At 39.3% G+C, this 15,901-nt stretch carries 13 protein-coding genes; 10 read left to right on the top strand and 3 right to left on the bottom strand.

The features are described from left to right. Positions 1-43: 43 nt before the first annotated feature. Together MMOL_RS01190 and MMOL_RS01185 are read right to left on the bottom strand one after the other, a co-directional pair. A complete protein-coding gene (locus MMOL_RS01190) occupies positions 44-1,090 on the bottom strand; it encodes a kinase/pyrophosphorylase (protein ID WP_012777600.1) in 1,047 nt (348 codons plus the stop codon). Next, complete coding sequence (locus tag MMOL_RS01185) at positions 1,090-2,352, bottom strand: hypothetical protein (RefSeq protein WP_012777599.1); 1,263 nt, start codon at positions 2,350-2,352, stop codon at positions 1,090-1,092. The genes MMOL_RS01190 and MMOL_RS01185 overlap by 1 nt, the downstream gene beginning before the upstream one ends. A 333-nt stretch (positions 2,353-2,685) precedes the next feature. On the opposite strand from MMOL_RS01185, the gene MMOL_RS01180 reads away from it, so the two are divergent. The 10 genes from MMOL_RS01180 to MMOL_RS01135 all read left to right on the top strand — a co-directional run bounded on the left by MMOL_RS01180 (position 2,686) and on the right by MMOL_RS01135 (position 15,311). Beyond that, the gene (locus MMOL_RS01180; RefSeq protein WP_012777598.1) at positions 2,686-3,081 is read left to right on the top strand and encodes a plasmid mobilization protein; all 396 of its coding nucleotides are present in this window, start codon (positions 2,686-2,688) and stop codon (positions 3,079-3,081) included. After that, positions 3,078-4,433, top strand: coding sequence for a relaxase/mobilization nuclease domain-containing protein (locus MMOL_RS01175; RefSeq protein WP_012777597.1), 1,356 nt, complete (start codon positions 3,078-3,080; stop codon positions 4,431-4,433). The genes MMOL_RS01180 and MMOL_RS01175 overlap by 4 nt, the downstream gene beginning before the upstream one ends. Positions 4,434-4,534: 101 nt before the next feature. Further along, positions 4,535-6,076: a type I restriction-modification system subunit M gene (locus MMOL_RS01170; protein ID WP_012777596.1), complete on the top strand. Its 1,542-nt coding sequence runs from the start codon at positions 4,535-4,537 to the stop codon at positions 6,074-6,076. Then, complete coding sequence (locus tag MMOL_RS01165; RefSeq protein ID WP_012777595.1) at positions 6,073-7,266, top strand: restriction endonuclease subunit S; 1,194 nt, start codon at positions 6,073-6,075, stop codon at positions 7,264-7,266. The genes MMOL_RS01170 and MMOL_RS01165 overlap by 4 nt, the downstream gene beginning before the upstream one ends. After that, positions 7,259-9,253, top strand: coding sequence for an ATP-binding protein (locus MMOL_RS01160; RefSeq protein WP_012777594.1), 1,995 nt, complete (start codon positions 7,259-7,261; stop codon positions 9,251-9,253). Before MMOL_RS01165 ends, MMOL_RS01160 begins: the two co-directional genes overlap by 8 nt. Further along, positions 9,250-9,831: an anti-phage protein KwaA gene (kwaA, locus tag MMOL_RS01155; protein WP_012777593.1), complete on the top strand. Its 582-nt coding sequence runs from the start codon at positions 9,250-9,252 to the stop codon at positions 9,829-9,831. The genes MMOL_RS01160 and kwaA overlap by 4 nt, the downstream gene beginning before the upstream one ends. After that, on the top strand, positions 9,831-10,793 hold the full coding sequence (gene kwaB / locus MMOL_RS01150; protein WP_012777592.1) for an anti-phage protein KwaB: 963 nt from the start codon (positions 9,831-9,833) through the stop codon (positions 10,791-10,793). The genes kwaA and kwaB overlap by 1 nt, the downstream gene beginning before the upstream one ends. A gap of 79 nt (positions 10,794-10,872) precedes the next feature. Next, a complete protein-coding gene (locus MMOL_RS01145) occupies positions 10,873-11,328 on the top strand; it encodes a helix-turn-helix domain-containing protein (protein ID WP_012777591.1) in 456 nt (151 codons plus the stop codon). Positions 11,329-11,333: 5 nt separating this feature from the next. Further along, positions 11,334-11,900: a PIN domain-containing protein gene (locus MMOL_RS01140; protein ID WP_012777590.1), complete on the top strand. Its 567-nt coding sequence runs from the start codon at positions 11,334-11,336 to the stop codon at positions 11,898-11,900. Between the two features lie 189 nt (positions 11,901-12,089). Further along, on the top strand, positions 12,090-15,311 hold the full coding sequence (locus tag MMOL_RS01135; protein WP_012777589.1) for a type I restriction endonuclease subunit R: 3,222 nt from the start codon (positions 12,090-12,092) through the stop codon (positions 15,309-15,311). A gap of 44 nt (positions 15,312-15,355) precedes the next feature. Here the strand turns inward: MMOL_RS01135 and MMOL_RS01130 are convergent, their stop codons facing one another. Further along, on the bottom strand, positions 15,356-15,895 hold the full coding sequence (locus tag MMOL_RS01130; RefSeq protein WP_012777588.1) for a DUF4755 domain-containing protein: 540 nt from the start codon (positions 15,893-15,895) through the stop codon (positions 15,356-15,358). Positions 15,896-15,901: the final 6 nt, after the last annotated feature.

Below are 15,901 nucleotides of genomic sequence, written 5' to 3'. Positions count from 1 at the left end.
CAAAATAGGGTTAGATATGCTTGACTGGGTCAAATTTAATTGCTTATCTTAAAGATTCAGAAAATAACACTCGATCCATAGCCCAAAAATCAATTAGGCACAACAAAAGACTTCTTAATTCCACCGAAGACGTAGCATGTGATAAGAAATTCCTTTGCATTGCTAAAGCTTCCAACTCCTTCGCTACGGTGAAAAGTGTTTTGGCAACTTCATTTTTGGAAAAAAAATCCCCTAAAATTTCTGTATTAGATGTTGTTAATTGACGGTTTACGCTAGAGCGAACTTGTTTCGAAATTAATAGCCCATCCTTAGCATGTTGCTCTACTAAACCCATCGTAACATTTAGTATTTTTTGGAACCCTGAGCTACCTTTTGAACCATAAGAGAACCCGTCTTTAATTAGGGCGCTTCTTTCCGCCTGCTCTAAAAAGGAGTACTCACGAAGAATATAATCAACGGCTACTGCAATATAAGAACAGATCAAATATAAAGACCTAAGTGCAACTTCACGTTGATTAGGTTTTGTAATGACCTGCTCCGCAAAAAATCTACCGTTGAGTAGCCACTCGTTACAACTATCAAAAGAAAGCCCTTTAGCTAAAAGACTTTTACTTGCTTGCATTCTGCCACGCCAATCGCCATCAATTTTGCTCAATGCGTAATCATCAATTTTTTTGAAATACTCTTCTTCGGTCAACCGTGAAGACTCTTCAAATTTCTTAAGCTTTCCAAGAAACAACCCATCTAAAACGGGAATGCCCATTTCTTTACCAAAGTCTTTAACAGCCTGTCGCCTATCATTTGTTGCAACAATAGCATTAGTAGCTTTGGTTGCAATCTTTAATCCTTGAACCCAAAATATTCTCTCTATAGCTTGAGGTGTTTTTTTGTTCTTTGAATCAACGATAGTAATTTCTCTAGAAACCGATGAGGCTCTTCCATAAAGCCATACATCTATATCTGTCACGTCAAAACCTTCGTAAACAAATGGAACACCGCGCACTACATAATACCCGGCTTGGAGAAAATAGCTGCGAAGCAATTCCTCCATTTTGTATCCTTTATCTAGCTCATTTGTTGATTTAGCCATCAGAACCCTCCTCCTGTCCGTAGCACAGAAAGCATATCATTTGTAGCTTTAGGGCTTGATTTAACTTGTGTTTTTCTTGCTAGCTCTCTATTTTTCTCAGGTCCGTTAAATCTAGTTACGGTGGCATTTGGCAGTGATAATAATGAATGCTCACTTACATCACCTTGTTTTATTGCCTGTAATGCAAGTTCTCCGACCTCTTTCTTTAACAATTTCAACATTGGCCCTGATCTTCCATTTTTAGTACCGTGACTAACTTTAACGACACCTTTAAGCTCTAGGATTTTATAGTCTTGGGCAATTGCATTTACAGGACCTACACTCTCTCCTCTAACTAATGCCTTCAACAACGCCTCCACTAATCGAATTTCACCCCGCGCATATGAGCTTCTAGTCATACCATATGTTATTGAGCTGACAAACGCTTTAGCAAGGTCAAAGGCATCATCAACCATCGAAGTGCTATATTTAGAAAAAGCAGATGGAAGTGTTATAAAGCCAACCTCTTCTGTGTCATTACTCACGATATTAATATCGAAAAGCCCTATAGCCGATGTTTTCTCAAATAGTTTTTGCCCTAGCTGACTCTTTGCTGCCTCAACAGATATACACGCATGTTTTTTTAATGCTTCTGTAAATTCATTTAATTTTGACTGCTCATCTGCAGAAAGTGAGTCTAAAACTGCCGTAATTTTTTTCATTGCATCTCTGCGGAATAAATTACCATTAAAAAGAAGTGATTCACCAGGGCCGAGTTTTTCGAAATCAACAAAACCAATCTGCTCAGAGTCTTGCATTAACTGTGCTATCTCCGAGCTATCTAACTCAAAAAGGTCGCTCAATTCAGTAGAAATGTCTTGGGATCTTACAGGCTCAATTGAAGCTTGTTCAGCAAGAACAATTGCTGCTTTTTCTTGAGGAGTTGCATTTTGAGAGTCAAATATGTCTGCTGTATGCTGAAGTACCGCGGATGTAGTTACTCCTAGAACAGCAATCCCACTAGATGATACATCTATTAATTCACGCTCTTTTAACACATCAAGAAGTACAGGCAACTCAAAAAGCGTGCTTATATTCGCAGCAGTTGCAAGAACATTTAATCGAGCATTATCAATTTGGGATTCTGTATTAGACGATATGGCTGAAAGCAAAATTCCAGACTTACCAGACAAAGAGGTTTTTTCATAAACTGGCTGATTATTTACGCTTTGAAGCTTATTGGTATGATGGATTAGCCATGATCCTTTTATTTTTTTATCCAAACCTATCTCCAAACCTAACACTCAGTTATTACAAAATTAAGGCTGTCCTGATTTATCTCATAATTAATTATAGCCTACTGCCCCAGCATTACCCTCAAAATTAACAATTCACTCTCGATGTGTAATTTTATTCACCCGTCACAAACCTTTTATTTGATTTAAACGCACATCCAGACTTGCTTTCCGTTCAAAACCTATTACAACTGTACTAAGGCTAAGATCAAGCGAGGTTAGCAAATTGCGCGTAATAAATATCGGCAATTATTAATTTGGGCGCTACCCAATTCCCGTGTTTGATACGCCCATCGGTATAAAAATAATAAGGAGCCGACGATGGAAAGTAGAATTAAATTAAAGAACGGACAAGCAGGTCCTGATGGCAATAACTACTTACGTGAAAAAAGAGTTGAGATCAGGGTGTGCCAACAAGAATATGAAAAACTAGAAAAGCATGCTTTAGAAGCAGGCTATTTGAATGTGGCTCAATATCTACGGGAATCTGGTTTAACCCGTAAGCAAATCACCTCCCCCTCTATGAAGCAAAAAGAGAAAAACCAATGGCTGTATGAAATCAATCGTATAGGCAATAACGTCAACCAGATTGCAAGACATCTAAATCAAGGCAAATTACCTGATGAAGAAATGCTAATGATCTTATTGCAAATACAAGACATAGCTCAGGACACGCTAAAAGAAGCGCTCAAATCTGGAAATGAGGACATCGAATGATTGTGCGCATCTTTAAATCAGGCGTGTCAAATGGCGAGTCGCCAGTCAAGTATTTGCTTGGCAATACAGACCATGCTGGTAATGAACGTGCTGTAAAACCTGAAGTTTTAGAAGGCAATCCCCAAACTACGATTGATGTCATTAATTCAATCCAGCGCAAATACAAATACATCTCTGGTTGCATCAGTTTTAGAGATTCAGAAAAACCAACGAAATCCCAGCTTTACGAAATTATTGATGATTTTAAAAAGACCTTTTGTCCAGGTCTCACTGGTGATAACTTCAATAGCTTATTTGTATTACATAAAGACAAAGGCAACACTGAGATTCACTTTGTGTTTCCTAACCAAATTTTAGCTAATAGTCTTCATGGTAGTGGCCGTAGATTTAACATCCACCCACCCGGAAAACAAAACATTCAATTCTTTGAGTCGTTCGTCAAAGTCACTAATCAAAAATTAGGCTATGCCCAAGTGGTTCCAGATCCACTAAAAATAGCATTTACTGATTTTGAGCGTAAAACACCAGAAGGCAGGAAAGATAAATCCAATAAACGTTGGATTCAACGAAGCGTGATCAAAGCTGTTACCAATGGTGAAATCAAAAACAGGGATGATCTTTGCAGGCATTTAGATGAAAACTTAGGCATCACGATTACACGACAAGGCAAAGACTACTTGTCAGTTAAGCTACCTGGGGCATTAAAAGCCAAACGATTACGTGGTGCTTTATATAGTGAGGATGCAGACTATCAAGGATTGATTACTCAATCCATCGCATCTAAACAACCACATTACTTAAGCCCCACAGAGTTTAAAGCAGAGCAAATCAAGCTTAATGAATTTATCCATGCACGTGAGCAATTCAACATTAAAGCCTATTTAACACCAAGACCCATGAGAAGGTTTGCAAAACAAATAAATCCACACCTAACAACTACAACAAGGAGAACCACAATGGCAAAAGCCGACCATCTAGCAGTAATGAAAAGAATCATTCATGAAGCTTTATTTATTTCACGAAAAAAACCTACACCACCTACCCCTGTGAGAGTCGTGCCCAACGTGAAAACTATCCGAAGCAATGTGACAAGCATCAGAAGTAAAGCACTTGGAGCCACAAAATCACCTGCAACTTTAGACCTTGATGCATTAAAAATGACTATTGCAGAAGTTGAAACAAACTTGCATCAAGCCATTGGCGAAATGAACAATGCCAAGAACCCAGCTGATGCAGCAAAATTACAGCAACGTGTGATTCAGCTTAAGATTCAGTTAGAAAAGCTACATGCTGAAATGATGGCGATAAAGATTAAGTTTGGGCTAAGTACAAACACGCCTAAACCAAAATGATGAATTATCAAAAAAATGTCTCAAAAGAGTTAAACTTGTATAAACGAAAATCGCACAAAAAACTAAGACGCTAGTGCATTAAAAAATAATACAGGGATAGCATGGCAAAAGAGCAATTAACAAAACAAGAGCCACTAGAAAAGCAGCTTTGGAAAGCTGCTGATAAGCTCCGTAAAAACATAGATGCAGCAGAATACAAACACATTGTTCTAGGCTTAATCTTTCTTAAGTACATCTCAGATACCTTTGAACAGCAGTTCGCTAAGTTAGCTGCTGGGGTGGGTGAATATGCAGGCTCCGACCCTGAGGACAAAGATGAATATTTAGCTGAAAATGTATTCTTTGTCCCTCAAGAAGCTCGTTGGTCTTATCTGCAATCACAAGCCAAACAACCTGACATTGGCAAAATGGTGGATAACGCCATGGATGCGATTGAAGCAGAAAACGCCTCGCTTAAAGGTGTACTACCTAAAGTATTCGCAAGAGATAATTTAGACCCAGCTAGCCTTGGTCAACTGATTGATCTTGTCGGCAACATTGCTTTAGGTGATGCTAAATCGCGCAGTGCAGATGTATTAGGCCACGTGTTTGAATACTTCCTTGGTGAGTTTGCTTTGGCAGAAGGCAAACAAGGAGGTCAGTTCTATACCCCACGTTCCGTGGTTGAGTTGTTGGTTGAGATGCTAGAACCATATAACGGACGAGTATTTGACCCCTGCTGTGGCTCTGGTGGTATGTTTGTGCAGTCTGAAAAGTTTATTGCAGACCACCAAGGCAAAGTCAACGACATTTCTATTTACGGCCAGGAGAGCAACCAAACCACATGGCGTTTGGCTAAAATGAACTTGGCTATTCGTGGCATTGAAGCTAGCCAAGTCAAATGGAACAACGAAGGCAGCTTTCTAAACGATTCGCATAAAGATTTAAAAGCAGATTACATTATTGCCAACCCACCATTCAATGTGAGTGATTGGTCTGGTGAGTTACTCCGTAATGATGGTCGCTGGCAGTTTGGTGTGCCTCCAGCAGGTAATGCCAACTTTGCTTGGCTACAACACTTCATTTACCATCTTAACCCTACAGGCCAAGCCGGTATTGTATTAGCCAAAGGTGCACTTACCAGCAAAACCAGTGGCGAAGGCGATATACGGAAAGCCTTAATAGAACAAGGCAACGTGATTGATTGCATCGTTAATCTACCTGCAAAGCTATTCCTGAATACCCAAATACCGGCAGCACTTTGGTTTATGAGCCGAAATAGAACCAATGGCAAATTCAGAAACCGTAGCAACGAAATACTGTTTATTGATGCACGCAACCTTGGGCATTTAATTAATCGCCGTACAAAAGAGTTAAGCCATACCGATATTAAACAAATTACAGACACTTACCATAATTGGCGCAACCCAAATGGCAGTTATGCGGATGTTTCAGGCTTCTGTGCCTCTGTCAGCCTAGAGCGTGTAAAAGAGCTTGATTATGTACTCACCCCAGGCCGCTATGTAGGCTTGCCAGATGATGAAGATGACTTTAATTTTGCCGAACGTTTTAACGCGCTAAAAGCAGAATATGAAGCACAGCTGCTGGAGGAAGAAAAACTCAACAAAGCAATTGCTGAAAACTTGGCGAGGGTGAAGCTGTGAGTGAGTGGAAAACAGTCAAGCTAGAGGAAATTGCGAGTGTTATTGACTCGCTTCATCAAACCCCGTCTTACTCAGACTTAGGGTTGCCAATGGTTAGAGTTACAGATATTAAAAAGGGAAAACTAAACCTAACAAATACTTTAAAAGTTAGTAAAGAAGTATTTGATAAATTCTCTAAAAACCACACCCCAAAAAAAGGCGACATTTTATTTTCCAGAGTTGGTTCATACGGTAATACATGTATTGTTGACGATGAAACAGAATTTTGTCTTGGTCAAAATACGGCATTTATTGTTCCAAATGAGAATTCACTATTTTTATATTACTTTTTAAACTCGCCTAATGGAATAAATGAAATAGAGTCTTCAGTTGCAGGTTCAACTCAACCGACAGTAAGTTTAAAAAGTATCAAAAATTTTGAAATCCCTCAACCACCTCATAGAGAACAAAAGGCCATCGCCTCGGTCCTCAGCAGCTTGGATGACAAAATCGATCTGCTTCACCGCCAAAACAACACCCTAGAGTACATGACCGAAACGCTTTTTAGACAGTGGTTTGTAGAAGAAGCACTGGAGGATTGGGCTTTTGTTGAGTTAGGTGAATACGTAAACTGTTTTAATGGTGTTTCATACAAAAGCGCAGAGTTAAACCCATCTAAAACTGCAATGGTCACGCTCAAAAGCTTTGACCGTAATGGTGGCTTTAGATTGGACGGCTTTAAAGAGTTTACTGGTAGATACAAAGAACAGCACGTCGTTGTTCAAGGTGATTTAGTAGTTGCTCACACAGATATTACGCAAAACGCCGAAGTGATTGGCAACCCAGTATTAGTTGTTGCTTCTCCAGACTATGAAACCATCGTGATTTCAATGGATCTGGTAAAAGTTACATCAAAATTTGATTGGTTATCAAATGAGTTTCTATATCGCATGATGCGAACAAGGGAATTTAAAGAGCATTGCTTAGGCTATTCAAATGGCTCAACCGTGCTGCACTTGAGTAAGCAAGCTATTCCAACATATGAGTTCTTTTTACCGCCAAAAGAGAAAATCCAGTCTTTTACTACAATCGCCAAAGACATGCTTGGTAAAAAGTTTAAGAATATTGAGCAAATCCAAATTTTAGAGAAACTCCGCGACACCCTGCTTCCAAAGCTAATGAGTGGTGAAATAAGGATAAATAATGGCTAACCAGAAGATTTACTCAATAGAGGTTCAAGGTGATTTTCTAAATAAACAAGTACAAGCCAAACCAATGCATTCTATTGCTGAGCTTATCTGGAATAGTTTGGATGCAGACGCAACCCTAATAGAAATTAAAGAGGAAACTTACGGTACGGGAAAACAGCGAATAATTATTGCTGATAATGGAGCAGGTTTTACACACTTTGAAGCCCCAAGTTTATTTGGCAATTTAGGCGGGTCATGGAAAAATTTAGCGGGTCAGTCAAAGGGCAAGCAGCGCTTTCTACATGGCTCAGAGGGAAAAGGAAGACTAAAAGCATTTTCGCTTGGACGAGTAGTCGATTGGGATGTTTGTTATAAAGATGGAACCTGTTTTAAACAATTTACTGTTTCTATGCTACATGACTCTCTCCGTGAAGTACGTATCACTGAGCCGGTGCCAGCAAAGGAAAATAGAACAGGCGTTAGATGCATAATTTCTGAGTTGCATAAAACATATGAGTTTCTCAACTCCGAGCATACAGTCCAAGATTTATCCGAGATTTTTGCAACTTATCTGAATAGTTATAAAGACATATTGATTAACTTGCCAGCAGGCAAGCTGGATGTTTCTGTAGCGATTACATCAATAAAACAATTAAGTTTAGGAATGATTCAAGATGGTGATATTGAATACCCTATAGAACTAGAAATTATCGAATGGAAAAACGCAACTGATAGGGCAGTATATCTGTGCAACGAAGCAGGATTACCTTTATTACAATCCGACCTAAGAGTACAGGTGCCTGGATTAAATTATTCAGCCTATTTGAAATCAGCTTATATCTCAAAATTATCTCGTGATGGGACACTTGGTTTAGCAGAGATGAATCCGACTCTGATAGAAGTCATGACTAGAGTTAAGGATGCAATAAAAACCTTTTATCGTGAAAGCGGGGCAGAAAAAGCTCAATCGTTAGTGGGACGATGGAAAGAAGAACAGGTTTATCCATACAAAAACGAGCCTCAGAATCTTGTAGAAAAAATTGAGCGTGAAGTATTTGATATTGTTGCTGTGAATGTAAATAACTTTCTTCCTGACTTTGATACCTCTCCACAAAAAGGAAAGAAACTACAATTGCGCATGCTGCGCCAAGCTATAGAGAAAAGCCCTGAGGAATTGCAACTAATCCTCACCGAAGTGCTAGATCTACCTGAAAAAAAACAAAAAGAATTTGCTAGGTTATTACAAGAAACCTCTCTTTCAGCAATCATAAGTGCTTCAAAGGTAGTGTCTGATCGTCTTAAGTTTATTGAGGGGCTAGATGCCCTTTTATTTAATGATGACGAAAAGGAGAACTTACAAGAACGAACGCAACTTCACAGACTGCTAGCGGAAAATACTTGGATATTTGGTGAAGAGTTCTTTTTATCTGTTGATGATCAATCCTTAACAGAGGTATTAAAAAAACATCTAGTAGCAATTGGATCTGATACTGTTGTTGATCAGCCTGTTAAAAGAGTTGATGGCCGTCGTGGCATAGTTGATTTAATGTTGACTCGCAGTATTCCATGTCATCGTCAGAATGAGATGGAACATTTAGTCATTGAACTAAAGCGACCAACGGTAAAAATTGGAGCGAGTGAACTGACTCAAGTGGAAAGTTATGCTTTTGCGGTTGCACAAGACGAGCGCTTTAATGGTGCGGACACACGCTGGACATTCTGGGTTATCTCTAATGATATGGATGACCATGCAAGGAGAAAAGCTAAACAAGCAAATATGCAGGCTGGGCTAATACACCAATCAGATGATAAGAGAATAAATATATGGGCGAAAACATGGTCTGAAGTACTTCAGGCAAATCGTCATAGGCTTAAATTATTCCAGCAGAGCCTTGAAATTAATGCAGATAGAGATGGTTCGCTGACATTCCTGAAAGAGACCTACGCTAACATACTTGGTGAAAAAGATGACTCATCAAATGTATCTGCAAAAGAGAGTGACTTATGACAGATACAAGAAGAAAAATTGATCTTTACGTACTTTCGCTAGGGTTACTTTTTGTCTTTATCTTGATAATGACAGTTCAGTTTCCAGAAGGTGCTGTAGATTTACGTCATCTTTCATCTTGGTGGCGCTTTTTAAGCGCCAATATTTTCCCTACAATTATTTTCATGTGCCTTTGTTATGCAGTTTTTGCATTTTTCAGATTTGATTTTGATTTGAAAGGCGCAACGGATATCCCGTTTGAGGTCACGAAAGTTGAAGGTATTAATTACGAGCACTTAACTTTCCTCGCGACATACGTCATACCGCTGATTAGCTTTGAATTTTCAAGCACAAGGCAGCTAGCTGTATTTGCGTTGCTTTTACTTGTAATGGGCGTTATCTATATCAAAACTGACCTCTTCTACGCAAACCCATCACTTGCTTTGCTTGGCTTCCAAATATATAGGGCTAACGGCGCATTCAAAATTGGTAATAGAGAGAACATTATTCTTATCTCTAAATGCAAAATAGTTGAAAACCAAAAGCTGAGTTACATTAAGTTAGACGATCGTATTTACTATGTTAGGGGAGTGGTTTAATGGATATACAAGAATTAAAAGAGTCGCTTTCGTATTTTTATGAACATCAAGACCAAATAGGTGTGACTGTATATGCTATTTCCAGACTACCCAATCAACAAGAGCCAAAAAAGCTAGATATTGAAGCCGATGCACAATCTGGTTTAAAGCAGCTATTTTTAAAAAGCATTAAAGACACAATAATCGATGTTGAAGAATTAGCAGTGATGAACTTATCTACCTCTGATGAGAGAGTAAACGTAATTTATGCTTATGACATAGAAATACCACAAGAATTGAGCGCTATTGATACTGTGATAGCGAATGACAATTTGCCAACTTATAACTTAGATGCTGAAAAGATAGGAAATATAAAAGCATTACTGATAGAAATAGGGAATAACGAAAAGCAAGTCATTTTATATAAGACGATTGCTCCGATACATATTTTTAGCCAGTCGAGTTTTTGTTTAGTACAACACGAAACAAGATTAGAAAAAATTGACAAAGACTTCTTGAGAATAAGTCCAGGCTTTCAGATGCTGAAAATTGATGGTGAGTTATTAGTAAATGATTTGGCTGCGCTTGAAAGAAGTTTCGGTTTCCATGAAATTATTAAAAAGGAAGCAACGTTAGGAATAACGGCAATTGAAGACAAACTGGTTATTGAAAACGTTGAAGCATTGAGAGAGCTGCTTGAGGACATTAAATATGCAAGACGGTTTGTAAAGGTCGCTAAAGGCTCACCAGTTTTGATAAAAAACATCCCTAACACAAGCATTATCAGCTTTTGCAAAACATTTCCTGCATTAGCCGGAAGAATAAGATTCAACCAAGCAGAAGATAAAATAGTTTTAGATTCAAAGGTTTCAAAAGATTTATTTATTAAATTATTAATGGATAACTTTTTAACTTCTGACTTGACGAAATTCCACTACGAAAGTGTTGCCAAAGACAGTTTGGATAAAGATGTCGCTGCCTAATAAATCTTGTCTGTTTCGTTTATTTCGTTTAATCTATGCATATAAGCTTAAACTAAGCTTACTTTAGAGGTAATAAGAAATGAACGCGATGCAAAATGTAGTGCATTTACCCACAAAGCCCGAGATTGAAGCTGCTAAACAATCTAGCCGTATGTTGAGTAAATATGCGGATGCAGACAGGGTACAACTAACTTTACGTGCCAATAATGGCGCAGCTGAAGATTTGGTGTTGCCTGGGCAAATTATGCAATTGCTGTTAGATATTGTCTCGGAAATGGCAAAGGGCAATGCGATTAGCTTGGTTCCAATTCACCATGAGCTCAGTACACAAGAAGCAGCTAATTTACTGAATGTTAGCCGTCCGCATTTGGTGAGCTTATTAGAAAAAGGCGAACTACCTCATCGTAAAGTAGGTGCCCATCGCCGTGTGTTAGCAAGCGATGTGTTGGCTTATAAAGAATCACTGTTGGCTAAGCGCAATGCAGCCCTTGATGAACTAACGGCTATATCGCAAGAGTTAGGTATGGGGTATTAAACAGGATGGCACGTTTTGCCGTTTTGTTTGACGCATGCGTGCTTTACCCTGCAGCTCTGCGCGACAGCCTAATGCGCTTAGCAAACTGTGATTTGTTTAAAGCCTATTGGACAGATGCGATACATGAAGAATGGATCAATGCTCTAGTGCGCGAAGATAAATACCCGCTAGAGGTACTTGAGCGTGTGCGCAACTTGATGGACAGTCATGTGCCTGATGCAAAAGTAGAAGGCTATGAATGTTTGATTGAAGGTTTAGCCCTACCAGATAAAGATGATAGGCATGTGCTTGCTGCCGCCATAAAGTGCAAGGCAGATGCGATTGTGACATTTAATCAAAAGGATTTTCCTGCTGATTATTTACAAACTTTTCAGATAGAAATCATCCACCCAGATGATTTTCTTTATTATCAAATAGACATGGCACCTGCGATTTGTTGTAAAGCTTTTAAAGACCAGCGCAGTGCTTTGAAAAATCCGCCTATGTCTGTGGATGAATTTTTAACTTGTCTGCAAAAGCAACAGTTACCACAAACGGTTTCATCACTAAAAAATTATGCGGGCTTGATTTAGTATTTTCGGCAATTTTAGAGATTTCCTCAAATTGAGATATTCTCGAAGTTTTGATTTGTTGCTACTGTTCGGAATTGCCGGCCAGTTCAATATGCACTATTAATTGAGTTATTTCCATTTTGGAAACAACTGCCGAGGATTGCTCGGTAATTGCTGACTGTAGAAAAATAAGATCAAGAATTATAATAAATGTCGAAAATCACAGAATCTGATATCGAAACCTTAGCCATTGAGCGCCTGCAAGCGCTTGGGTTTAGCTATGTATATGCGCCGGATATTGCGCCCGACTCAACCACCCCAGAACGTGAAAGCTTTGCTGAGGTGCTTTTACTCAGTCGCCTGCGCAATGCCATTACACGTATTAACCCTACCCTACCTGCCACAGCTTTAGACGAAGCAATTAAAACTATCCAACGTATTAGCTCCCCTGAACTGCTAGCTAATAACGAAACATTTCACAGATTACTTAGAGAGGGTGTGAATGTAAGTTATCAAAAAGATGGCTTACAACGCGGTGACTTGGTATGGTTGATTGATTTTATCAACCCACAAAACAATGACTTTGTTGTAGCGAATCAATTCAAGATCATTGAAAACAACCAAAATAAACGACCAGATGTGATTTTGTTTGTAAATGGCATTCCACTGGTAGTCATTGAACTTAAAAATGCAGCCGATGAAAACGCCACCATTAAAACTGCATACCAGCAACTAAATACCTACAAAGAAACCATCCCTAGCCTATTTACCTACAATGGTTTTGTAATTGTTTCAGATGGACTAGAAGCAAAAGCTGGTTCTATCTCTGCCGGATTTAGTCGTTTTATGGCGTGGAAAACTGCTGATGGTAAAAGTGAGGCATCAAAGCTTACCGGCCAATTAGAAACATTAATCAACGGCATGTTGAACAAATCAACATTGCTGGATTTGATTCGTCATTTCATTGTGTTTGAGAAATCTTCCAAAGAAGGTCCAAAACAAGCTGATGGTACTCCAGGTCTAATCAGCATTAGTACAGTCAAGAAGCTTGCTGCATACCATCAATACTACGCAGTGAATGCAGCAGTTATCTCAACATTAAGGGCTACCGCTGAAGCGGTAAGCTTAGCTCAAACACCTGCAAGTTATGGTTTAAGTGATGTACGCAATCAACCAAATGGAGATCGTAAAGCTGGTGTTGTTTGGCATACTCAAGGCAGTGGCAAATCACTCTCCATGGTGTTTTATACAGGCAAAATTGTCCTAGCACTGAACAACCCAACCATCTTGGTAATTACCGATAGGAACGACCTAGATGACCAGCTGTTTGATACTTTTGCATCTTCCTCACAACTACTTCGCCAAGAGCCAAAACAGGTAGAGGATCGCCAACAACTTAAAGAGCTCTTAAAAGTAGCTTCTGGTGGTGTTATTTTTACTACCATCCAAAAATTTCAACCTGAAGAAGGTAATGTTTACGAAACATTATCTGATCGTAGAAACATTGTAGTGATTGCTGATGAAGCACATAGAACACAATATGGCTTTAAAGCAAAAACTGTAGACGACAAGAACAAGGCTGGTGATGTCATTGGCCAAAAGATTGTGTATGGCTTTGCTAAATACATGCGCGATGCTTTACCAAATGCAACCTATCTGGGTTTTACGGGCACACCGATTGAAAGCACGGATGTAAACACACCAGCAGTATTTGGTAATTATGTTGATATTTATGACATCGCTCAAGCTGTTGAAGATGGTGCCACAGTTCGTATTTATTACGAAAGCCGACTGGCTAAGGTTCAATTAAGTGATGAAGGCAAGAAGCTTGTTGCCGAACTTGATGAGGAACTAGAGCAAGACGAGCTTACGGAAACACAAAAAGCCAAAGCAAAGTGGACACAAATTGAAGCATTGATTGGTAGTGAAAATCGCATTAAAAATGTTGCACAAGATATTGTCGCCCACTTTGAGCAACGACAGGAAGTGTTTGACGGCAAAGGCATGATTGTTAGCATGTCTCGGAGAATCGCTGCCGAGCTATATGATGCCATTATTAAGCTGAAGCCTGAGTGGCATTCAAACGAACCTCACAAAGGTGTCATCAAGGTCGTGATGACTGCAGCCTCTGCTGATGGACCAATGCTTGCCAAACACCACACAACCAAGCTACAACGCAAAGCACTAGCTGAGCGAATGAAAGACCCTGACGACGAATTAAAACTCGTTATCGTGCGTGATATGTGGCTTACTGGCTTTGATGCGCCCAGCATGCATACCTTATACATTGATAAGCCGATGAAAGGTCATAACCTAATGCAAGCGATTGCTAGGGTTAATCGGGTTTATAAAGATAAGCCAGGTGGATTGATAGTTGACTATCTTGGTATTGCATCAGACCTTAAAGAAGCGTTGTCATTTTATTCTGATGCCGGTGGCAAAGGTAACCCAGCAGAAACACAAGAGCAAGCAGTAGCTCTGATGTTAGAAAAGCTAGAAATTGTCTCTGACATGTATCACGGCTTTCCTTATGAAGATTACTTTGAAGCCGACACCTCCAAAAAACTCTCTTTAATCCTTGCTGCTGAAGAGCACATTCTTGGCATTGATGATGGCAAGCGACGTTATGTGAATGAGGTGACTGCATTATCTCAAGCTTTTGCGATTGCCATTCCACACGATCAAGCCATGGATGTCAAAGATGAGGTTGCTTTCTTTCAAGCTGTAAAAGCACGACTAGCTAAATTTGACAGCACAGGCAATGGTAGAACAGATGAGGAAATTGAAACCACTATACGCCAGGTGATTGATCAAGCCTTAGTATCTGAACAAGTAATTGATGTATTTGATGCTGCTGGCATCAAGAAGCCTGACATCTCTATATTGTCTGAAGAGTTTTTACTTGAGCTTAAAAACCATGAGCATAAAAATGTCGCACTGGAAGTGCTTAAAAAATTGCTCAATGATGAACTCAAAGTACGTGCCAAGAAGAACCTAGTGCAAAGTAAAAGCTTGATGGAAATGTTAGAGAACGCCATCAAAAAGTATCACAACAAAATACTCACTGCAGCAGAGGTCATGGATGAGTTGATTAAGATTAGTAAAGAGATTGTCGCCTCTGATAATGAAGCTAAAGGGCTTGGCTTATCTGAGTTTGAGTATGCCTTTTACTCAGCCGTTGCTAGCAATAATAGTGCTAAAGAACTTATGCAACACGAGCAGCTACGTGAGCTAGCCGTTGTATTAACACAACGTGTTAGAGAAAATGCATCCATTGACTGGACGATTAAGGAAAACGTCAAAGCCAAACTGAAAGTGATCATAAAACGCACTCTGCGCCAATTTGGCTACCCGCCTGATATGCAGTTACTAGCAACCGAGACAATCATGAAACAAGCTGAAATGATTGCTACAGAATTAACAAAAGGCTAAGTGGACACCAATATCTAGCGAGCTGGTTATTAGTGTCCCTCTAGCTATTTTTCGTTAATATTTTGCTGAAAAATTTCCATCCATCTTTTTAGTTCTACTTCAGTTTTTCTATTGTTAGTAGCATGCCAAGGGAAAGCCACTCGCCATTCAGGATGGTCTATATCTTTTACATCTAGAAATAATCCTGATCCTGCTTCATTTTCTTTATTTTGACGGCTGTTATGAGCGCCTTCAGCCAATGTTCGGTTGCTCATAGTAGTGCCTCCTGTTAGCACGCTATATGACCAGTTACGAATGTCGGTAAAGTCATACCTCTTAAACTTATCTCCATCAAATAAATATACTTGGCGCGTTGCAGTATTCATCCCGATGCCCGTACTCTTATGATAATGCTGGTATTGGCACCCCTCCGCTAAACCTAACCATTCTTTTTTCTTGCTAGCGTCTTTTAAACTGTTTCCTATAGGTTGCCATATCAACCAACCGCCAATGCCACCACCTATCAAAAGAAACAGAGAGTTATGCATCTCCTGAGAATATACATAACCAATCAAAATGAGTATCACACCAAAAAAAATCTTCACAGCCAG

Source organism: Methylotenera mobilis JLW8, from assembly GCF_000023705.1.
In the GTDB taxonomy this organism is placed as follows: domain Bacteria; phylum Pseudomonadota; class Gammaproteobacteria; order Burkholderiales; family Methylophilaceae; genus Methylotenera; species Methylotenera mobilis.
This window is presented reverse-complemented; position numbering and strand designations above follow the sequence as displayed.

Bases quoted from the DNA above. Each gene is read 5' to 3' on its own strand.
- MMOL_RS01190 (WP_012777600.1), bottom strand. From the start codon at position 1,090: ATGGCTAAATCAACAAATGAGCTAGATAAAGGATACAAAATGGAGGAA.
- MMOL_RS01180 (WP_012777598.1), top strand. From the start codon at position 2,686: ATGGAAAGTAGAATTAAATTAAAGAACGGACAAGCAGGTCCTGATGGC.
- MMOL_RS01175 (WP_012777597.1), top strand. From the start codon at position 3,078: ATGATTGTGCGCATCTTTAAATCAGGCGTGTCAAATGGCGAGTCGCCA.
- MMOL_RS01170 (WP_012777596.1), top strand. From the start codon at position 4,535: ATGGCAAAAGAGCAATTAACAAAACAAGAGCCACTAGAAAAGCAGCTT.
- MMOL_RS01160 (WP_012777594.1), top strand. From the start codon at position 7,259: ATGGCTAACCAGAAGATTTACTCAATAGAGGTTCAAGGTGATTTTCTA.
- kwaA (WP_012777593.1), top strand. From the start codon at position 9,250: ATGACAGATACAAGAAGAAAAATTGATCTTTACGTACTTTCGCTAGGG.
- kwaB (WP_012777592.1), top strand. From the start codon at position 9,831: ATGGATATACAAGAATTAAAAGAGTCGCTTTCGTATTTTTATGAACAT.
- MMOL_RS01145 (WP_012777591.1), top strand. From the start codon at position 10,873: ATGAACGCGATGCAAAATGTAGTGCATTTACCCACAAAGCCCGAGATT.
- MMOL_RS01140 (WP_012777590.1), top strand. From the start codon at position 11,334: ATGGCACGTTTTGCCGTTTTGTTTGACGCATGCGTGCTTTACCCTGCA.
- MMOL_RS01135 (WP_012777589.1), top strand. From the start codon at position 12,090: ATGTCGAAAATCACAGAATCTGATATCGAAACCTTAGCCATTGAGCGC.